This is a genomic window from Aurantiacibacter hainanensis (assembly GCF_036321025.1).
Classification (GTDB): domain Bacteria; phylum Pseudomonadota; class Alphaproteobacteria; order Sphingomonadales; family Sphingomonadaceae; genus Alteraurantiacibacter; species Alteraurantiacibacter hainanensis.
Genome location: NZ_JAZAPB010000001.1, coordinates 997,148 through 1,015,923, shown reverse-complemented (window position 1 = coordinate 1,015,923; position 18,776 = coordinate 997,148). Strand labels below are relative to the sequence as shown.

Sequence of the window (18,776 nt, the reverse complement as noted above, 5' to 3'; positions counted from 1 at the left end):
GGGGCTGGAGCACGAACGGGCGCAGTTGCGGCACGCCCCGGAAAAATAGTCTTGCGTGAAACTATCTCGCCTGACAGGCGGGGCGGCAAGACCAATCGCGAGAGAGGAACCCACAGCCATGCGCCAGGTCCGGCATTTCATCGATGGAGAACACTACGCCAGCGAAGGCGGGCGTGTTCACGATATCTGGAACCCCTCGACCGGCGAAGTCCAGGCGCAGGTTGCGCTGGGCGACGCGCAGCTGCTGGAGCGCGCGGTGGCAGGCGCCAGGAAGGTGCAGCCCGAGTGGGCGGCGATGAACCCGCAGAAGCGGGCGCGCGTCATGTTCGCCTTCAAGGAGCTGATCGAGGCCAACATGCAGGAACTGGCCGAGCTGCTTTCCAGCGAGCACGGCAAGGTGGTGGACGATGCCAAGGGCGACGTGCAGCGCGGCCTGGAAGTGATCGAATACGCCTGCGGCATCCCGCAGGTCGCCAAGGGCGAGCATACCCTGGGTGCGGGCACCGGCATCGATGTCTACTCCATGCGCCAGCCGATCGGCATCGGCGCGGGTATCACTCCGTTCAACTTTCCGGCCATGATCCCGATGTGGATGTTCGGCATGGCGACGGCGGCGGGCAACGCCTTCATCCTCAAGCCCAGCGAGCGTGATCCCAGCGTGCCGGTGCGGCTGGCGGAGCTGTTCGTGGAAGCGGGCGCGCCCAAGGGCCTGCTGCAAGTGGTGCACGGCGACAAGGAAATGGTCGACGCCATTCTCGACCATCCCGACATCGCTGGCATCAGCTTCGTGGGCTCGAGCGATATCGCGCACTACGTCTACCGGCGCGGCGCGGACAACGGCAAGCGCGTGCAGGCGATGGGCGGGGCCAAGAACCACGGCATCGTGATGCCCGACGCCGACCTCGACATGGTGGTGAACGACCTTGCCGGTGCGGCCTTCGGCTCTGCCGGAGAGCGCTGCATGGCGCTGCCGGTGGTGGTGCCCGTGGGCGAGGATACGGCGGAACGGCTGAAGGCAAAGCTGATCCCCGCGATCGAGGGGCTGCGCGTGGGCGTGTCCAACGATCCCGAGGCGCATTACGGCCCGGTCGTCACGCCCGAGCATCGCACCCGCATCGAGAACTGGATCGACACCGCCGAGAAGGAAGGCGCGGAGATCGTGATCGACGGGCGCGGCTTCAGCCTGCAGGGGCACGAGGACGGCTTCTTCGTCGGCCCGACCCTGATCGACCATGTCACCACCGACATGGAAAGCTACAAGGAAGAGATCTTCGGCCCGGTGCTGCAGATCGTGCGGGCCAAGGATTTCGAGGACGCCGTTCGCCTGCCGAGCGAGCACCAGTACGGCAACGGCGTGGCCATCTTCACCCGCAACGGCCACGCGGCGCGCGAGTTCGCCAGCCGGGTCGAGGTCGGCATGGTGGGCGTGAACGTGCCGATCCCGGTTCCGGTCAGCTATCACACCTTCGGCGGCTGGAAGCGCAGCGCCTTTGGCGACACCAACCAGTACGGCACCGAGGGGCTGAAGTTCTGGACCAAGGTGAAGACCGTGACCCAGCGCTGGCCGGACGGCGGCGGCAATGGTTCGAACGCATTCCTGATTCCCACTCTCTGAAGGAGCGGACAGCATGAAAATCGCATTCATCGGCCTTGGCAACATGGGCGGCGGAATGGCCGCGAACCTGGCAAAGGCGGGGCACGAGGTGCGCGCCTTCGACCTCTCGGAAAAGGCGCTGGAGGCCGCGCGCGAAAACGGTTGCGAGACCTTCGCCACCGCGGCCGAGGCCTGTGAAGGCGTCGAGGCCGTGGTATCCATGCTGCCCAACGGCCAGATCGTGAAGACGGTCTACACAAGCGAGGTGATCGGTCACGCTCCCGGCGATGCCGTGCTGATCGATTGCTCCACCATCGACGTCGCCACCGCGCGCGAGGTGATCGCGGCGGCGGAAGAGGCCGGACACGACATGGTGGATTCGCCGGTATCGGGCGGCATTGCCGCGGCGGAAGGCGGCACGCTCACCTTCATGGTCGGCGGCACGGACAAGGCCTTCAAGCGCGCCGAGGCGGTGCTGAAGGACATGGGCAAGGCCGTGATCCATGCGGGCGACGCCGGCAACGGGCAGGCCGCCAAGATCTGCAACAACATGCTGCTGGCGGTGCAGATGATCGGCACGGCGGAAGCGTTCAAGATGGCCGAGAAGCTCGGCCTCGATCCGCAGACCTTCTACGACATCTCCTCTGTCAGTTCGGGCCAGTGCTGGAGCATGACCAGCTATTGCCCCGTGCCCGGCGTGGGGCCGAAGTCGCCAGCGGACAACGATTACCAAGGCGGCTTTGCCACCGCGCTGATGCTGAAAGACCTGAAACTGGCGATGGACGCCGCGGCCACCGCGCACGTCAATCCGCGCATCGGCTCGCTGGCGAAGGAGCTTTACGAGGCGTTCGACGGAGCGGGCAACGGCAGCCGCGACTTCTCGGCGATCATCACCGAATACGACTAGGTCAGGAACCGACGGGTCCTTCAAGCGCCTGATCCAGAGGCGCGCAAGGCCGCGCGTCCGCGATTGCACGAGGAGCGCCGATGTCTGCCCAGTGTCCCGATCTCGATACGTTCATGGAGGGCGTGAAGAAGCGCAATCCGGGCCAGGACGAGTTCGTCCAGGCCGTGCACGAGGTGTCGAAGGACATCTTCGGCTGGATCGAGGACAAGCACGAATATCACGAGGCGGAAATCCTGCGGCGCATGGCGGAGCCGGACCGGATCGTCTCGTTCCGCGTCTGCTGGGAGGACGACGATCACAACATCCGCGTGGAGCGCGGCTGGCGGGTGCAGAACAACAACGCCATCGGGCCGTACAAGGGCGGCCTGCGTTTCCATCCCTCGGTGACCGAAAGCGTGCTGAAGTTCCTCGCCTTCGAGCAGACCTTCAAGAATTCGCTTACCGGCCTGCCCATGGGCGGGGGCAAGGGCGGGGCCAATTTCAACCCCAAGGGCAAGAGCGAGGCAGAGGTCATGCGCTTCTGCCAGAGCTTCATGACCGAACTCTATCGCCACATCGGCACAGAGGTGGACGTGCCTGCCGGCGACATCGGCGTCGGCGGCCGCGAGATCGGCTACCTGTTCGGCCAGTACAAGCGGATCACCGGACGCTGGGAAGGCGTGCTGACGGGCAAGGCCAGCGAATATGGCGGCTCGGCCGTCAGGGTGGAGGCGACGGGCTATGGCGCGGTGCATTTCCTGCGGAACATGCTGGAGGGCATCGACCGCGACATCGAAGGGCAGAAAGTCGTCATTTCCGGTTCGGGCAACGTCGCCCTGCACGCAGCTGAAAAGCTGGTCGCGCTGGGCGCGAAAGTGCTCACCCTCTCCGATAGCGACGGATGCATCCACGATCCCGAGGGCCTAGATGCGGACAAGCTGCAATGGGTGAAGGACCTGAAGCTGGAGCGGCGCGGACGGATCAGCGAATATGCCGAGAAGTTCTCCTCCGCCTCGTTCAAGGAAGGCGGCGACCCGTGGAGCGTCGATGCCGATATCGCCATGCCCTGCGCGACCCAGAACGAGATCGGTGACGAGGAGGCGAAGGCGCTGGTGGAGAACGGCATCTGTGCCCTGGTGGAAGGGGCGAACATGCCCACCACGTCGAACGCAGTGGATATCCTGCGCGATGCCAGGGTGCTCTTTGCGCCGGGCAAGGCGGCGAACGCTGGCGGCGTTGCCGTATCCGGGCTGGAGATGAGCCAGAACGCCGAGCGGGTGAGCTGGGAGCGAAACAGGCTGGAAGACATGCTCGCCGACCTGATGCGCGACATCCACGGCAAGTGCGTGGAGTACGGCGAAGACGACGGTTACGTCGACTATGCCAGGGGCGCGAACATCGCCGGTTTCAAGAAAGTGGCCGATGCCATGCTGGCATTCGGCGTGGTGTAGGCAATCGAGCTTGGCCCTTTATGTCGCGCGGCGGCGGGCCTATCAGGAGGCACATGGCAGACTATCAGAACATTCTCGTGGAACAGCGCGGCGCGGTTACTCTCGTCACGCTCAATCGTCCCCAGGCGCTCAATGCGCTCAATTCCGGCGTGCTGGCCGAACTGATCGCGGCCTTCGCCGCCTTCGATGCCGACAAGGGCCAGCGCTGCCTGGTGCTGACCGGCAGCGGCGACAAGGCCTTTGCCGCCGGTGCCGACATCAAGGAGATGGCCGACAAACCTTCTGCCGAGATGTACGCCGAGGATTTCTTCTCCGGGTGGACCGAGGATTTTGCCCGCCGTACCCGCAAGCCGTGGATCGCCGCGGTCAACGGTTTCGCGCTGGGTGGCGGCTGCGAAGTGGCCATGATGGCCGATTTCATCATCGCTTCGGAGAATGCGAAGTTCGGCCAGCCGGAGATCAAGCTGGGCGTGCTGCCGGGCATGGGCGGCAGCCAGCGCCTGACCCGCGCCGTGGGCAAGGCCAAGGCGATGGACCTGTGCCTCACGGGCCGGATGATGGACGCCGAGGAAGCGGAGCGAAGCGGCCTCGTCGCGCGCCTCGTCCCTCACGACGACCTGCTGGACGAGGCGATGAAGGCTGCCGAGGCAATTGCCGGAATGGCTCCGCTCGCCGCCGTGGCCAACAAGGAAGCGGTGGACGCGGCCTTCGAGACCACGCTGGACCAGGGCCTGAAATACGAACGCCGCCTGTTCCAGGTACTGGCCGCGACGGAAGACAAGGCGGAAGGCATGAAGGCCTTCGTCGAGAAGCGCGAGGCGAAGTGGACGGGGCGCTAGGCGTCCCGCAGCGATAGTCGTCAATCGACAGGCGCGGTCACCAGCGCCTTGCCCTGCGGCGCGAAGGTTACGCTGGCAAGGTCGGGTGCCAGCGCGCACTCGCCGGGCTTCACCACCTCGCCGTCGGCCAGCACCTCGCCCGCGAGCGGCAGCACAAGCAGCGGCGCGGCATAGCTGTAGAGCAGGTCTTCGGCAGGCACGCCGTCGACCCAGTCGATGCGGAAGAACGGGCCGTCCACCAGCGACGCGCTGCCGTGGCCAGGCAGGCGTTGCATCAGGTCGCGATCGTACGGAGAGCCATCGGCCACTTCCATGCCCGCATCGAGGTGCAATTCGCGCGGGCGGCCGTAATCGTACAGGCGATAGGTGATGTCCGAGTTCTGCTGAATCTCGATGATCGAACATCCCGGCCCGATGGCATGCACTGTGTTCGCCGGAATGTAGAAAACGTCGCCCGCCTGCACCTCGAACCAGGTCATCAGGTCCTCTATCGAGCCGTCGTGCGCGGCGGCGCGCAGGGCGTCGGCATCGAGGGCTCGGTCGAACCCTATGCCGAGCGTCGCGCCCGGATCGGCGGCGACCACGATCCAGCATTCGTCCTTGCCCCCGGAGCCGTGTCCGGCTGCCTGCGCCTGCTGGCTGTTCGGGTGGCACTGGATCGAAAGCTTGTCGCTGGTGAACAGGTACTTCACCAGCAGGTCGGACATCCGTTCGGGCGGTTCGAACCAGATCTCGCCGATGCGCTTGCCCTGGGGAGCGACGAACGGCGCGGGCAGCGCGTCGCGGCCCCAGACTTTCTCCACGGTTCGGATCGGCAGCAGCATCGTCAGCCTGTCTAGGCGGCAACCATTGCCAAAACCAGTACGGACCAAAAATTGTCTCGCCCGATGCTGCGGTGCAGCGTAGGGTGCCGGATCGTGACCGGGGACACCGCCTTGCTGATGCCATTTCTCGCCCTGCTGGCGGCAGGCGCGGCGGCGGGCTTTGCGGGCGGACTTTTCGGCATCGGCGGCGGTTTCGTGGTCGTGCCGGCGCTCGTTCTGATCCTGCCTTTGCTGGGCACCGCTCCCGATCAGCTGACCCATGTCGCCGTCGGCACCAGTCTTGCCACGATCATCTTCACCTCGCTGCGTTCGGTGTTCAGCCATGCGCGCCGCGATGCGGTGGATACATCGGTGCTGAAAAGCTGGGCGCCTTGGGTGGTCGGCGGCACGGTGGTGGGTGCGTGGGTGGCGGACCTCGTCACCTCCTCCACCCTGGCGTTGATTTTCGGCGTCGGCGTGCTGGCCTTCGCCGTGCATTTCCTCAGCCCGCGCGTGCACGAGCGGCAACTGGCCGAGGCCATGCCCGGCGGCGTCACCCGTGCGGGGCTGGCCGGCGGCCTTGGCCTCGTGTCCTCGCTGCTGGGTATCGGCGGCGGCACCATCACCACCATGACCATGACGCTGTGCGGCACCAGCATCCACCGCGCCATCGGCACGGCCAGCGGCATGGGCGCGATAATCGCCGTGCCCGCCAGCATCGGCTTCGTGCTGATCGGGCTCGACGAAAGCGGTCTCCCGTGGGGATCGCTGGGATATGTCAATCTGCCCGCCGCGCTGACGGTGATCGTCACCAGCGTGCTGTTCGCACCGCTGGGCGTCGCGCTGGCGCACCGCCTGTCTGCCAAGCTGCTGCGGCGGGTGTTCGGAATTTACCTCGTCTTTGTCGGAGTGACGATGATCTTCAATTCGTAACGCATGCAAGGGGCCCAAACCATGACCATGGCACGACGGAATTTTCTCGGCGGTTCAGCCGCGCTGGCAACCCTGGCGGCAAGTCCGCCGCTTCGCGCGCATGGCGCGGCGGCCGGATCCGCCCCAGACCACTTCGGACCCGGAGACGGCATCGCGATGCTGGCGCGCAACGAGAACCCCTACGGCCCGGCCCCCAGCGCCCTGAGAGCAGCGAGCGAGGCGGCCGCCAAGGGCTGCTATTACTCCGACCGTGGCCTTCGCAAGCTGCACGAGATGATTGCCGAACGGCATTCGGTAAGTCCCCAGAACGTGGTCGTCGGCGAGGGCTCGACCGAGATCCTTTCCGCCATCGCGCTGGCATGGGGGCGCCAGGGAGCGATCCTTTGTCCGGGCCTGTTCTGGGATACGACCGTGCAATACGGAGAGCGGCAGGGCGTGAAAGCCATCCGCGTGCCGCTGGCGGGCGACATGAACGTGGACATGCCGGCCATCGCTTCCGCCTGCGACGAAAGCGTGTCGCTGGTCCAGATCTGCAATCCCAACAATCCCACCGGCATGCTGATCGCCCCTGCGGCAGTGCGTGCGCTGGCGGATACGGTGACGCCCACGGCAACGCTGCTGGTGGACGAAGCCTACAACGAGCTGACCGACGATCCCCCGGGCAATTCGGTTGTGGATCTGGTGCGCGAGGGGCGCGACGTGATCGTGTGCCGCACCTTCTCCAAGATCTACGGCATGGCGGGCATGCGCGTGGGCTATGCCATCGCCTCGGAGGAGAACGCCGAGCGCATCCGCAGCCACATGATGAGCTTTGGCGGCAACACCTGTGGCCTTGCCGCCGCCATCGCCAGCTACGACGACACCCGCTTTCTCGACCAGAGCCGGGCGGCCATCCTCGAAGGGCGGGAAATGATCCTCGACGCCGCCGCGCGAAGCGGATTGACGGCGCTGCCCAGCCAGACCAACTTCGTCTACATCGAAGTGCCCGACGCCGACGCCGTGCAGACGGCGATGCGCGATCGCGGCATCATCATTCGCGGCGCCTACGGCCCGTGGACGCAATATTCGCGTGTGAGTACCGGCAGGCTCGAAGACGTCGCGCGCTACACCGCCGCATTGCCGGAAGTGATCGATGGCCTCGGGGCCGCATGAAAGGGAGACAGAATTGATGCCCAAGTTTCTGAGTTCGGCGGCCATGGGTGCCGCGCTTCTGGCAAGTTCGCCCGCCCTGGCCGACACCCTGGTCGAGGTGGAAAGCGAGCATCTGAACGAGGCCGTTCCCATGCCCACCTTCGCGGTCGATGCCAGCTGGCCGCAGCTGCCCGAGAACATCACCCTGGGCCAGACGCCGGGTCTCGCGGTCGACCGGAACGACAACATCTGGATCCTCAATCGCCCCAATTCGCTGGACTTCACCGATACCGGCGCGGACAGCGGGATGAGCGTTGCCTGCTGCAACGCCCCGCCGCATGTCATCCAGTTCGATCAGGACGGCAATATCCTGCGCAGCTGGGGCGGCACCGATCTGGCGCCGGGCGAAAGCACCTATGAAGGCGAGGGCCGCGACCGCACCGAGATCGGTGACGAGCAGTGGCCTGCCAACGTCCACGGGCTCTACGTCGATGACGATCTCAACGTGTGGATCGGCGGCAACGGCGGCGGCGACCACGTGGTGCTGAACTTCACCACGGACGGCGAATACATCCGCCAGATCGGCACGCGCCAGCAGACCGATGGCAACATGTCGCAGCAGTACCTGGGCAACCCCGCCGATATCAATTTCGACGGCGAGAGCGTGCTGGTGGCCGACGGCTACATCAACAAGCGCATCATCGAGTTCGGAGCCGACGACCTCGCCTTCGAACACCTGTGGGGCGCCTATGGCACCGATCCCGACGGGGGCACGCGCGAAGGCGAATTCGACCAGTCGCAGGCATCGAGCACCGGTGATGGCGGCGCCAATCCGGAAAGCGAAAGCTTCGGCGATATCGTCCACTGCGTGACCCGCGGGCCGGACGACACCATCTACGTATGCGACCGCCGCAACAATCGTCTCCAGGTCTTCCGCGAGACCGCCGACGGGGTGGAATTCCTCGAAGACGTGGTGATCGCCGAGGAAACCGGCGGCACCCGCACCGCGTCGGACGTCGCGTTCAGCCCGGACGGCAAGTACGTCTACGTGGCCGATATGATGAACGGCCGGGTGTGGATCCTGCTGCGCGAAACGCACGAGATCATCGGCCACTTCGGGCGCAACGGGCGCTATCCCGGGCAGTTCATCTGGCTGCACAGCGTCGATGTCGACAGCCACGGTAACGTCTATACCACCGAGGTCAGCACCGGTCGCCGCGTCCAACGCTTTGTCATGACGGGCATGACCGACTAACGCTTCTTCGCGTGACCAACCTGACCGAGATAGGGCGCGACCCGCGCTGGCTGCCGCATGCGCTGGACCTTGCCGGCCGGCGCATGCAGTTCGTGCGGGTCGAGCGCGAGGTGCTGGCCGCGCCCACCTTTCTAGCGGACTGCAAGCCGGCCGGCCCGCAGGACGAGGCCTGGCTGACCTTCGACGAAGTGCAGGGGCTGAAGCCCGAAACCGGCCCCTTGCATTTCATCTTCCACACCGCGTTCTGTCGCTCCACCCTGCTGGTGCGCGCGCTGGAGATTGAAGGCGTTTCGGCGGGACTGGCGGAGCCGGGCATCATCGCCCGGCTGGCGGAAGCAGGCGACGCGGCGCAGTCGCTGGTCAAGCCGGTGTGCGACCTGCTCTCACGTCCGTGGGGCAAGGGCGAAGGGGTGTTCGTCAAGCCAACCAACCATGCCAACAGGCTGATCGCTTCACTGCTGGCCGCGCGGCCCGATGCGAAGGCGGTGCTGATGACCAACGATCTGCCGTCGTTCCTGCGCAGCGTCGCAAGGCGCGGGCTGATGGGGCGGCGCTGGGGGCGGCAGCTCTATCTCGAGATGATGGGCTATGCCGGGATGGATTTCGGCATGGACCCTCGCGAGCAGTTCAGCATGAGCGATCTTCAGGCCGCCAGCCTCGGCTGGTTCCTGTCGCAGCGCTACTTCGCCGGATTGCGTGCGGGTCCGCAGGGTGCGCGGCTTAAATTGCTCGACGGCGACCGGTTCGACATCGAGCGGGCCGCCACACTGGAAGCGGTCTTCGACCATGCGGGCATGGCCGTATCGCCCGAGCGGATCGAGCAGGTGGTCGACGGCCCCCGCTTCCGCAGCCATTCCAAGCTTGGCGGAGAGTTCGCCGACGGCGACGGCACGCCCGCCATCGTCACCGAAGAGATCGAGCAGATGCAGCAGTGGACAGGCATGATCGCGCAGCAGGCAGGGCTCGCGGTGCCACTGGGGCAGACCCTGTTCTAGGACAGGGCGCTTTCCTACCCTTCGTCGCGGAGGAAAATCTCCTCGATCGCCAGGCCGAACAGGTCGGCGATGCGGAAGGCGAGGGGAAGCGAGGGATCGTACTTGCCGGTCTCGATGGCGTTCACGCTCTGGCGGCTCACGTCCAGCCGTTCGGCAAGGTCCTGCTGGCTCCACTCGCGTTCGGCGCGCAGCACGCGCAAGCGGTTCTTCACAGGCAGTTCCCCGAAGCGCCGAGAGTCAGCTTGTTGTAGATCGCACCCACGCCGATGCCGAAGCACCAGATCGTGGGCCACCAGAAGGCGGCAATGTGCGGAACGGGCAGGTAGGTTTCGAGAAACCCCCAGACCGCAGCGGCAGTCAGCGTGATACCTGTGGCGAGGATCATCTGCCGCACATAGAGCAGCCGCTGAAACTCGTCGCGCTCCTCCACCACCAGCCGGGCGAGGATCCAGAACACCGCGGCAAAGGCAAGGCCGGGAAGGGCTGCCAGGGCGAAGGCCGGGACGCCCGAGAGGCCGCCATCCTCGATCAGCACCTCAGCCGCGTAAAGCGAGCCGAGATAGATCACCATAGCGACGGCGATCCGCAGCAGGTAACGCCGCACTTCGGGCCTTCTCTTCAGATCGCCGATCATCGGGCATCTCCTTTCTCGAACCGTGCGCTGAGGGCCGGCCACCACGTGCCGATGCCAAGACCGATGGCCCAGATGGGAAAGACCCACCAGTTCCACATGTGCGGGAGGAGGCCGTACATTTCCAGGAAGCCCCAGACCGTGCCCACGACGAGGACAAGCACCAGTCCCACGAGCGCGCCGGTGACTGCGCGGTGGCGCAGGAATTCGTCGCTCTCCTCGAAATAGTAGCGCACCATCGTCCAGATGAAGGCCAGCAGGGGCGGAAGGGGAAGCAGCGCCAGCAACCACAGCAGCGGGCCTTCCGGCTCCAGCCGGTCGTGCAGCGTGCCGCCGCCCAGCATGGCAACCATGTAGACCGCCATGCAGGCCAGCACCCGGCGGTTGTAGGTGCGCAGCGCCGGGCTCATCGCACCCTTGTTTTCCTGGTGTTGCTTGCCCGCCCGCACCATCGGCACGAGCAGGATGAAGTTGGCGGCGATCAGGATGGCGGGGGTCGGCGGCTCTATCGCGCCCAGTTCGTAGAGGGCGGCGATCAGCGCCATGTTGGCGACGAAGAGCCCCGCCCATAGCCACGGCCGGGGGCGCGACTGGGCGGCCTGCGCGCTCATGCCTGATCGTTCCGGGCGAGGCGGCAGGTGCGTGACCGGTTGAGGGTGACGACGGCAAGGATGGGCAGAACGATGAGCATCGTCCTCGCGGCGTCGCCGCCGATCAGCCCCGCCTGGCCCGCAAGGGCGGTGAGAATGATGACCAGGGCCCAGGCAAGCCCTTTTGCGATAGTGTTCATGTCAAGCTCCCTTGAAACCATGTAAAGGAAACTAGACTTCTCCGCTGAAAATGTCAAGGAACCTTGTCAAATCGACAAGGACGGTTGATTGCGAGAATGGCAACTACCTGAAAGCAAACGAAGAAGCCCCGCCGTCACCCCCCATGCAGTCGGGGCAATCAGGCGGGGCTTCCGAAGCAGAGGAGCGCCCGCAATGCGCTCTCCCACTATAAACCTTCACTCAGAAGCGCCGGGTCACGCCGACTCGCACTTGCCGAGGTTCCACGATGCGGCTGTTGAGGCCCTCCACCCCGGCTGCGGGTTCGCCGGGAAAGCGCGTGGCGTAGAAGTAGTCGATATCGTCGTCGTCGGAATTGAGCACGTTCAGCAGTTCGGCGTGGAACTCCCATCCGCGCAGCACCGACATATCCTGCGGCGTCCAGGCGATACGCGCGTTCAGCAGGGTGGTGGCGTCGCCGCGGACCGAGTTGTCTTCCACCAGCGGATGCGGGCCGAGATAGCGCAGCCGCGCGGCGGCATTCCAGTTGGCGAAGATGGCGGACAGGCCCAGTTCCCCCGAGTTCTCCAGCGCGCCGGGCACGTAGTCCTCGCCATCGGGCAGGCCGACGAAGCGCGAGTTCGTGCCGGTCCAGACGGCATCCACCGCCAGCCAGCCTGTCGGTCGCCAGAAGGCCGTGAATTCGTAGCCGTTGCGACGGCCCGGATCGCTGGGCTCCACCGCGCCTGCGTCGCCGACGTAGATCAGTTCGCTGTCGATGCGGGACCACCAGTAGACGCCCGTGACGATCAGGCCGGGGCGCTCGAAGCGGGCGCCGATTTCCTCGAAATCGCCCTCGACCAGGCCCGGCGCGGGATCGACGGGCGCGGTCACGCCGCGCGCATCGTTGGAATGGAAGCCCTCGCCATAGTTGGCATAGAGCGCGAAGCCATCGGCGACCTCGTAGTTGACGCCGATCTTGGGCGCGAAGGTGTCGTCCGAAACGTCACCCGACCAGCTGAGCGCGCCGCCCAGGGCGCGGGTCTCGAAATCGTACCAGTCGCCGCGCACACCGCCGATGACCATCAGTCGCTCGGTCGGTCGCCAGATGGCTTCGGCGTAAAGGCCCAGCGAGGCCTCGTCGACGGCGAAGGCTCCGACGGTGAATTCCTTCACGCCGTCGATCGTCTCGTCCAATCCGACTTCGGCAATGTCGTCGTAGCGTCCCTCCGCTCCGAACCGCAGCGAAAGGCTGTCGGATACACGCGCCGTGTGTTCGATCCGTCCGCCGAAGGTCCAGAGTTCGTCGTACTGGTTGATCTGGTCGCCGTTGACCGGGTCTTCGAGAAAGTAGGTGAAGTTCGAGAGCAGCTCCCAGTCGTAGTGCTGGGCATAGGCTGTCACCCGCCAGCTGTCCGAACGGTAGCCCGCCGTGAAGATGCCGCGTTCGGATGTGCCGCGCAGCGTCGTGTCGAGCGCGCAGAAGCGGTCCTCGCACAGCGGCGTGCCGATCACGCGTTCGGGCAGCTGCTCGGTCGGCGCCCAGCTTGCGTTGTAATAGTTGTAGGAGAGCGACAGGTCGCCATCGCCCAATGGCTGCGAGAATTTCACGAACGCCGAGTAGCCGTCGAAATCCTCGGCCAGCTCCCACGGCCCGTTGTTGAACTTGGCCTGCCCCACCACCAGCAGGTCACCCGCGCCGAGGGGCGTCGAGCCACCGGCGACCAGCCGAAAGTAGTCGTAGCTGCCTGCCTCGCCACTGACGAAGGGCTGCAGGCGGTCGTGGGTCGTGACCTGCGAGGACCCGACGAACGAGAAGTCGCCTGCATCGGCGCGATACGGACCCTTGCGGTAATCGACGCGGGCCACGGTCTCGGGGATCAGGCCGTTCACGTCGAGATAGCCCTGGCCGTGTCCGTGGGTCCGGAAATTCAGCGGCATATCGTCGATGTAGACCGAGTAATCGGTACCGTGGTCGAGATTGAAGCCGCGCAGGAAGAACTGGTTGGCCTTGCCCCCGCCCGAATGCTGGGTCGCGATCAGGCCGGGCGTCGCCTCCAGCAGCTCGCCGGGGCGCAGCAGCGGGCGGATCTCGATGTCGGCACCGGCCACCCCGCCTTCGTTGGCAGCGCCTGCCATGCCGATGCGCCGCTCGCCCCGACCGTAGACGTAGATGATCTCCCCGGTGTCGGTGTCGCGCACGACACTGGTGTCGTCGGGACTGGCCTGCGCCGCGGCGATGTCGGCGGCCGTCGCCTCGCGCTCCGCCGGGGCGTCCTGGTCCTCCTGCGCGGCGACCGAGGGGGCAATCAGGACTGTGCAGGTGGACGCAAGTAGGGCAAGGCGGATGGGGATTTTCATCAGGTCCGTTTTCTGGTTGGTCAAAGTCAATCACCAGATGGCCCGGCCCTGCTGGCTCCTCTACGTAAATTACGGTAATCGGCACGTTACATGGACGTTACACGCCTCTTCGAAGCGGAAATCGACCGCCTGCGCGCCGCTGGAGTGGCGGGTGAGAGCGGCCGCGTGCGCGAACTGTTCGACTGGCTCGCGGCGCGCGGCCCCCATGCCGAGAGCGCCACGCAGGACGAACTCGCGCGCCGGGTCTTCGGCCAGCAGCAGTCGGATTCAGACGATGCGACCGTGCGGGTCTACATCCACCGCCTGCGCAAGAAGCTGGAAGACTTCTACGCCGCCAACGAGCCGGGAGAGGCCGGCGCGCGGGTGGAGTTGCCGAGCGGGACCTATGCCCTGCGCCTCGCGGGCGTGCATGCCGCATCCACCGCGCCGGGCCCGATTGCCGCTGCAAGCGCTCAAGCCAGCCGCCGACCTAGCAGTATCGTTCTGCTTGGCATCCTGCTGCTCGCGCTGCTGGCGGGCACCTCGCTCTACCTGCTCAACCGGGACTCCGCGCCCAATGCCCTGTGGCAAACCATTGTCGCGTCGGACCGACCGGTGCTGCTCGTGCTGGGCGATTACTACATCTACGGCGAAATCGATCCCGTCCGGCCCGAGCAGAGCCGCCTGATCCGCGATTTCCGCGTCGATTCCGAACAGGACCTCGCCGCGCTGCAGGAAGCGGAGCCAGACCGCTACGGCTTTGCCGAGGATGTCGGCCTCACCTACCTGCCGTTTTCGGCCGCCTACGGCTTGCAGGCAGTGATGCCGGTGCTGGCCGACGCGGGGAAGGACGTGGAGGTGATCGCCGCCAGCGAACTGGAACCCGACATGCTCAACCGCTTCGACGTGGTCTATGTCGGCCTGTTGTCAGGTATGGGCCTGCTCGAAGACCAGGTTTTCGCGGACAGCACCTTGCGCGTCGGCGAAAGCTATGACGAGCTGGTCGACAGGGAGAGCGGACAGATCTGGACCAGCGACGAGGCGCGCAGCCTGGCATCGCCCGCGTTCTACCGCGACTATGCCTACCTGGCCGCGTTCACCGCATCCACCGGCGCGCACGTCGTGGTGATCGCCAGCCAGCGCGAGACGGGGCTGCGCGGCATCAGCCCGCTGGCCATGTCCGACAGCCTGCCCGACGAGATCGCCGAGGTGGCCGCTTCGCCCCCGTTCGATGCCCTGGTCCAGGTTACCGGCCAGCAGGGCGCCGACCTCGACGACCGCGTGATTCTTGCGCGAGAAAGGCGCTGACCTTTCCTGCGTTCGTGGCCGTGGGCCACTCGCACGCAAATCCAGCTGTCCATCGCTGACTGTTCCTGCGTGCAGGGAGCCAACTTCGCAGGAGGTGAAGAATCCGCGCAAATCCGGCGTTTTTGCCTCATGTAGCCAGCGTGACGATGTCGACTTCGTAAATTTAGCCCGGACTCTGAATTGCGCTTCGTCTCTGGCCCAAAGCCCATGGTCGCCATTATCTTGTCATTCACCCGCACAGTCCTACATTGAGAACCTGAAAGGACGTGTTCTCCGATGAGTGACAATCAAGAGCCGGAAAATGGCGGCGGCGGGGGCAATCCCTGGATGAAGAGCCTGATGGTATGGGGCGGTATCTTCCTGGCCCTGCTGCTGGCGGTATCCATGTTCGGCGGCCCGCGAGAGGCGCCGGGCACGGCGATCCTCTATTCCGATTTCAAGGACAAGGTTGCCGAAGGCTCCGTTGCCGAAGTCACCATCGCGGCCGACCGCATTTCCGGCGTCCTCAAGAACGAGGAACGCTTCACCACCACGCCCGTACCCGGCGATACCCAGCTGACGCAGCAGCTGGAAGCGGCCGGCGTCCAGTATACCGGCACCCAGCCCGAGCAGATGAATGTGCTCCTGGTCGTGCTGATTCAGGCGCTTCCCTTCCTGCTGATCCTCGGCATCGCCTTCTTCGCCTTGCGACAGGTGCAGAAGGGTGGCGGGTCCGGCGCCATGGGCTTCGGCAAGTCCAAGGCCAAGCTGCTCACCGAAAAGCAGGGCCGCGTCACGTTCGAGGACGTGGCCGGCATCGACGAGGCGCGCGAGGAACTGCAGGAGATCGTCGAGTTCCTGAAGGATCCGCAGCGCTTCTCCAAGCTGGGCGGACAGATTCCCAAGGGCGCGCTGCTGGTCGGCTCGCCGGGTACCGGCAAGACGCTGCTGGCCCGCGCCATCGCGGGTGAGGCGCGCGTGCCGTTCTTCACCATTTCGGGTTCCGACTTCGTCGAGATGTTCGTGGGCGTCGGCGCCAGCCGCGTGCGCGACATGTTCGAGCAGGCCAAGAAGAACGCGCCGTGCATCGTCTTCATCGACGAGATCGACGCCGTGGGCCGCCATCGCGGCAACGGTATCGGCAATTCCAACGACGAACGCGAGCAGACGCTGAACCAGCTGCTGGTGGAGATGGACGGCTTTGAGGCCAACGAAGGCATCATCATCATTGCCGCCACCAACCGTCCCGACGTGCTCGACCCGGCGCTGCTGCGTCCGGGCCGTTTCGACCGCCAGGTTGTCGTGCCGATCCCCGACATCGACGGACGCGAGAAGATCCTTGCCGTGCACATGAAGAAGGTGCCGCTGGCGCCCGACGTGAACCCGCGCACCATTGCGCGCGGCACGCCGGGCTTCTCCGGCGCGGACCTCGCCAACCTCGTGAACGAGGCCGCCCTGCTGGCCGCGCGCCGCAACAAGCGCCTGGTCGCCATGCAGGAATTCGAGGACGCCAAGGACAAGGTCATGATGGGCTCCGAGAGGAAGTCCATGGTGATGACCGACGACGAGAAGAAGATGACCGCCTATCACGAGGCCGGCCATGCCATCGTCGCGGTTCACGAAGAGGCGTCCGACCCGATCCACAAGGCCACCATCATCCCGCGCGGCCGTGCGCTGGGCATGGTGATGCGCCTGCCGGAGCGGGACAACTACTCCTACCACCGCGACAAGATGCACGCGAACCTGTCGGTCTCGATGGGCGGCCGCGTGGCCGAGGAAATCATCTTCGGTCACGACAAGGTATCGAGCGGTGCCTCGTCCGACATCCAGTACGCCACCGATCTGGCCAAGAACATGGTCACCAAGTGGGGCATGAGCGACAAGCTAGGTCCGCTGATGTACGAGCAGAGCCAGGAAGGCTATCTCGGCATGGGTCAGACCACGCGCACCATGGCCGGGGCCGAGACCAACAAGCTGATCGACCAGGAGATCAAGGATCTTGTGGAAGGCGCGCACAAGCGGGCTACCGAACTGCTGACCAAGCACGAGGACCAGCTGCACCTGCTGGCCCAGGCCATGCTGGAATACGAGACGCTGACCGGCGAAGAGATCAAGGTGTTGCTCGATACCGGCAAGATCGACCGTCCGGATGGCCCCTCTGGCCCGGTTCCCGTGCAGCCTTCGCAGGGGTCCTCGATCCCCAAGGCCGGCAAGCGGTTTGGTGGCGGCGAAGCGCCCCAGGGCGCATAGGGCGGGAGCCTGGCGGGCGTTGAGGCGTTGAGGAGACTGAACAAAGGAGTCTCGTCATGAAACGCCCGCTTTTCGCTACCCTCGCTGCCGTATCGACGCTTGCCCTCGCCGGAGCCTGCTCCGACCAGACCGAACGCAATGCCGAGGAAATGGCAGAGCGCGCCGCTGCCGATGCCGAGGAAAACGCCGAGGTCGTGGGCAATGAACTGCGCGAGGGCGCGATCGTCGCAGCCGACGAACTGAGCGAAGGCGCGGCAGAACTGAGCGACGAGCTTGCCGAGGAGGACGCCGCCGATACCGACGTCGGCGACGGCGAACTCGACGGCACGGACTAGTCGCGAGGCGGCTTCCCTACAGCCTGCAATTCGAACTGGGGCGGTACAGCGATGTGCCGCCCTTGCCGGTTCAGAATGACCCGAGCCAGAGCAGTACTTGGACGAACAGGCCCACGACAATCCATATGAACGCGCTCAGGGCCAGCAGGCGCCAGAACGCGGAGAAGCGGCTCAACTCGTAGGCTCCGCGCAACTGCTTGTAGAGGTGGACGGGCGGTATGATGAGCACTGCAAGGGTGATGATGCTGCCGGGCGTACCGGCAATGCCGAGAACCGATAGCAGGATGAACAGCAGGGTCATGAAGCTGAGCGAATAGGTGACGAAGATCGCGTGGTCGTATCCCTTGAAACGCCGCCTCCATGCGAACAGCAGCCATACGAAGGGGATGGAAATCGGGATGAGCAGCCAGGAAAACTTGTAGGCGTTGGCCTGCAGTTTGTAGAGCATGAGGCTGGGGTTATCGCGCCACTTCTCGACTACGGCGTCGAGCCACTGAACTCCCGTCCCATCGGGGGCCAGTTGCTCGAGGGTCGCCCGCACTTCGGGCGAACTGGTGGCCACCACACTGGGTTCGACCGCCGGTTCGGCGGCGCTGTCTGCCGCTGTGTCGGGACTGCCTGCGGTCTCGGCATCGGGACGGTCGACCAGGCTTTCCAGCACCCGGATTTCCGCGATGACCTCGCCGCGCTCGACCGCATCGAGTTCGCCGGTTTCCAGCTGCTCCCGCAGGTTGGCGAGTTCGGTTGCGGCACCCTCGCGAATGTCTGCCGCCGCGCCCTCCACGGCTTCCTGCCTCGGCAGGTCGCTTGGCGCGGTGAAGCCCACCATCTGGAAGATGGCGAACATCAGGAACACGGTGAAAAGGAACAGCGCCATGGGCGAGACGAAGCGTGCGCGCTCCCCGTCGATATAGCGCCGCGTCAGACTGCCGGGCCGGAAAGCGAGCATGGGCAGCGTGCGCCACAGCTTCCCCTCGAAATGCAGCGCGCCGTGCATCAGTTCGTGCAGGAAGGCCCCGATCGTGCGGTGGATATGGCCCTGCTGCCCGCAGGCATGACAATATGCCCCCGTCAGCGGCGTGCCGCAGTTCAGGCACGTTTCCGGCTGGTCGGGGTGCGGCGGCTTGGCGCCGGAGTCAGGCTCGATGGCGCGGGCGAACAGCCCCCCTTCCGCGGCCGTACCAAGTCCGCCGAAAATGTCGCTCATGGCGCAGGGCCCCCTTCCTATCGCAGTGCAACCTAACCCGGCATGGCAACAAGGTCGAGACGGAACAAAACA

At 65.5% G+C, this 18,776-nt stretch carries 18 protein-coding genes; 11 read left to right on the top strand and 7 right to left on the bottom strand.

Annotated features, from left to right (window positions below; translation table 11 throughout):
* Window positions 1-118 precede the first annotated feature (118 nt).
* The 4 genes from AAA989_RS05075 (at window position 119) to AAA989_RS05060 (ending at window position 4,770) form a co-directional block, all read left to right on the top strand.
* A complete protein-coding gene (locus AAA989_RS05075; RefSeq protein WP_338241600.1) occupies window positions 119-1,615 on the top strand; it encodes a CoA-acylating methylmalonate-semialdehyde dehydrogenase in 1,497 nt (498 codons plus the stop codon).
* 13 nt (window positions 1,616-1,628) lie between these two features.
* Complete coding sequence (gene mmsB / locus AAA989_RS05070; protein WP_338241599.1) at window positions 1,629-2,501, top strand: 3-hydroxyisobutyrate dehydrogenase; 873 nt, start codon at window positions 1,629-1,631, stop codon at window positions 2,499-2,501.
* 80 nt (window positions 2,502-2,581) lie between these two features.
* Window positions 2,582-3,931 carry an NADP-specific glutamate dehydrogenase gene (gene gdhA, locus AAA989_RS05065; protein WP_338241598.1) on the top strand — a complete coding sequence of 450 codons (1,350 nt, stop codon included), beginning with the start codon at window positions 2,582-2,584 and terminating at the stop codon, window positions 3,929-3,931.
* Between the two features lie 53 nt (window positions 3,932-3,984).
* A complete protein-coding gene (locus AAA989_RS05060; protein WP_338241597.1) occupies window positions 3,985-4,770 on the top strand; it encodes an enoyl-CoA hydratase-related protein in 786 nt (261 codons plus the stop codon).
* Window positions 4,771-4,790: 20 nt separating this feature from the next.
* On the opposite strand, the gene AAA989_RS05055 is transcribed toward AAA989_RS05060, so the two are convergent.
* On the bottom strand, window positions 4,791-5,594 hold the full coding sequence (locus AAA989_RS05055; RefSeq protein WP_338241596.1) for a class I mannose-6-phosphate isomerase: 804 nt from the start codon (window positions 5,592-5,594) through the stop codon (window positions 4,791-4,793).
* 93 nt (window positions 5,595-5,687) lie between these two features.
* On the opposite strand from AAA989_RS05055, the gene AAA989_RS05050 reads away from it, so the two are divergent.
* From AAA989_RS05050 to AAA989_RS05035, 4 genes are read left to right on the top strand one after another with little or no spacing between them, the layout of a single operon-like run.
* A complete protein-coding gene (locus tag AAA989_RS05050) occupies window positions 5,688-6,506 on the top strand; it encodes a sulfite exporter TauE/SafE family protein (protein ID WP_338241595.1) in 819 nt (272 codons plus the stop codon).
* 21 nt (window positions 6,507-6,527) lie between these two features.
* Window positions 6,528-7,658, top strand: a complete 1,131-nt coding sequence (locus AAA989_RS05045; protein ID WP_338241594.1) for a pyridoxal phosphate-dependent aminotransferase — start codon at window positions 6,528-6,530, stop codon at window positions 7,656-7,658.
* A gap of 16 nt (window positions 7,659-7,674) precedes the next feature.
* The gene (locus tag AAA989_RS05040; RefSeq protein WP_338241593.1) at window positions 7,675-8,892 is read left to right on the top strand and encodes an NHL repeat-containing protein; all 1,218 of its coding nucleotides are present in this window, start codon (window positions 7,675-7,677) and stop codon (window positions 8,890-8,892) included.
* Between the two features lie 11 nt (window positions 8,893-8,903).
* A complete protein-coding gene (locus AAA989_RS05035; RefSeq protein ID WP_338241592.1) occupies window positions 8,904-9,887 on the top strand; it encodes a hypothetical protein in 984 nt (327 codons plus the stop codon).
* A gap of 14 nt (window positions 9,888-9,901) precedes the next feature.
* Here AAA989_RS05035 and AAA989_RS05030 read toward each other — a convergent pair whose 3' ends face one another.
* The 5 genes from AAA989_RS05030 to AAA989_RS05010 all read right to left on the bottom strand — a co-directional run bounded on the left by AAA989_RS05030 (window position 9,902) and on the right by AAA989_RS05010 (window position 13,646).
* Window positions 9,902-10,099: a helix-turn-helix transcriptional regulator gene (locus AAA989_RS05030; RefSeq protein WP_338241591.1), complete on the bottom strand. Its 198-nt coding sequence runs from the start codon at window positions 10,097-10,099 to the stop codon at window positions 9,902-9,904.
* Window positions 10,096-10,521 carry a hypothetical protein gene (locus tag AAA989_RS05025; RefSeq protein ID WP_338241590.1) on the bottom strand — a complete coding sequence of 142 codons (426 nt, stop codon included), beginning with the start codon at window positions 10,519-10,521 and terminating at the stop codon, window positions 10,096-10,098. The genes AAA989_RS05030 and AAA989_RS05025 overlap by 4 nt, the downstream gene beginning before the upstream one ends.
* Window positions 10,518-11,129: a hypothetical protein gene (locus AAA989_RS05020; protein WP_338241589.1), complete on the bottom strand. Its 612-nt coding sequence runs from the start codon at window positions 11,127-11,129 to the stop codon at window positions 10,518-10,520. Before AAA989_RS05020 ends, AAA989_RS05025 begins: the two co-directional genes overlap by 4 nt.
* Window positions 11,126-11,308 carry a hypothetical protein gene (locus AAA989_RS05015; RefSeq protein WP_338241588.1) on the bottom strand — a complete coding sequence of 61 codons (183 nt, stop codon included), beginning with the start codon at window positions 11,306-11,308 and terminating at the stop codon, window positions 11,126-11,128. The genes AAA989_RS05020 and AAA989_RS05015 overlap by 4 nt, the downstream gene beginning before the upstream one ends.
* A gap of 220 nt (window positions 11,309-11,528) precedes the next feature.
* Window positions 11,529-13,646 (bottom strand): TonB-dependent receptor, encoded by a 2,118-nt coding sequence (locus AAA989_RS05010; RefSeq protein ID WP_338241587.1) that lies wholly within the window; start codon window positions 13,644-13,646, stop codon window positions 11,529-11,531.
* A gap of 90 nt (window positions 13,647-13,736) precedes the next feature.
* Here AAA989_RS05010 and AAA989_RS05005 point away from each other — a divergent pair, with 90 nt between their 5' ends.
* From AAA989_RS05005 to AAA989_RS04995, 3 genes are all read left to right on the top strand, one after another.
* Window positions 13,737-14,933, top strand: a complete 1,197-nt coding sequence (locus AAA989_RS05005) for a winged helix-turn-helix domain-containing protein (protein WP_338241586.1) — start codon at window positions 13,737-13,739, stop codon at window positions 14,931-14,933.
* 276 nt (window positions 14,934-15,209) lie between these two features.
* A complete protein-coding gene (gene ftsH, locus AAA989_RS05000) occupies window positions 15,210-17,162 on the top strand; it encodes an ATP-dependent zinc metalloprotease FtsH (RefSeq protein ID WP_338241585.1) in 1,953 nt (650 codons plus the stop codon).
* A gap of 56 nt (window positions 17,163-17,218) precedes the next feature.
* Entirely contained in the window at window positions 17,219-17,497 is a 279-nt protein-coding gene (locus tag AAA989_RS04995; RefSeq protein ID WP_338241584.1) for a hypothetical protein, read from the top strand.
* A 70-nt stretch (window positions 17,498-17,567) separates the two neighbouring features.
* Here the strand turns inward: AAA989_RS04995 and AAA989_RS04990 are convergent, their stop codons facing one another.
* The gene (locus tag AAA989_RS04990) at window positions 17,568-18,704 is read right to left on the bottom strand and encodes a DUF3667 domain-containing protein (protein WP_338241583.1); all 1,137 of its coding nucleotides are present in this window, start codon (window positions 18,702-18,704) and stop codon (window positions 17,568-17,570) included.
* Window positions 18,705-18,776: the final 72 nt, after the last annotated feature.

Bases quoted from the DNA above. Each gene is read 5' to 3' on its own strand.
- ftsH (WP_338241585.1), top strand. From the start codon at position 15,210: ATGAGTGACAATCAAGAGCCGGAAAATGGCGGCGGCGGGGGCAATCCC.
- AAA989_RS05005 (WP_338241586.1), top strand. From the start codon at position 13,737: ATGGACGTTACACGCCTCTTCGAAGCGGAAATCGACCGCCTGCGCGCC.
- AAA989_RS05040 (WP_338241593.1), top strand. From the start codon at position 7,675: ATGCCCAAGTTTCTGAGTTCGGCGGCCATGGGTGCCGCGCTTCTGGCA.
- gdhA (WP_338241598.1), top strand. From the start codon at position 2,582: ATGTCTGCCCAGTGTCCCGATCTCGATACGTTCATGGAGGGCGTGAAG.
- AAA989_RS05020 (WP_338241589.1), bottom strand. From the start codon at position 11,129: ATGAGCGCGCAGGCCGCCCAGTCGCGCCCCCGGCCGTGGCTATGGGCG.
- AAA989_RS04995 (WP_338241584.1), top strand. From the start codon at position 17,219: ATGAAACGCCCGCTTTTCGCTACCCTCGCTGCCGTATCGACGCTTGCC.
- AAA989_RS04990 (WP_338241583.1), bottom strand. From the start codon at position 18,704: ATGAGCGACATTTTCGGCGGACTTGGTACGGCCGCGGAAGGGGGGCTG.
- AAA989_RS05010 (WP_338241587.1), bottom strand. From the start codon at position 13,646: ATGAAAATCCCCATCCGCCTTGCCCTACTTGCGTCCACCTGCACAGTC.
- AAA989_RS05015 (WP_338241588.1), bottom strand. From the start codon at position 11,308: ATGAACACTATCGCAAAAGGGCTTGCCTGGGCCCTGGTCATCATTCTC.
- AAA989_RS05055 (WP_338241596.1), bottom strand. From the start codon at position 5,594: ATGCTGCTGCCGATCCGAACCGTGGAGAAAGTCTGGGGCCGCGACGCG.
- AAA989_RS05045 (WP_338241594.1), top strand. From the start codon at position 6,528: ATGACCATGGCACGACGGAATTTTCTCGGCGGTTCAGCCGCGCTGGCA.
- AAA989_RS05025 (WP_338241590.1), bottom strand. From the start codon at position 10,521: ATGATCGGCGATCTGAAGAGAAGGCCCGAAGTGCGGCGTTACCTGCTG.
- AAA989_RS05060 (WP_338241597.1), top strand. From the start codon at position 3,985: ATGGCAGACTATCAGAACATTCTCGTGGAACAGCGCGGCGCGGTTACT.
- mmsB (WP_338241599.1), top strand. From the start codon at position 1,629: ATGAAAATCGCATTCATCGGCCTTGGCAACATGGGCGGCGGAATGGCC.
- AAA989_RS05075 (WP_338241600.1), top strand. From the start codon at position 119: ATGCGCCAGGTCCGGCATTTCATCGATGGAGAACACTACGCCAGCGAA.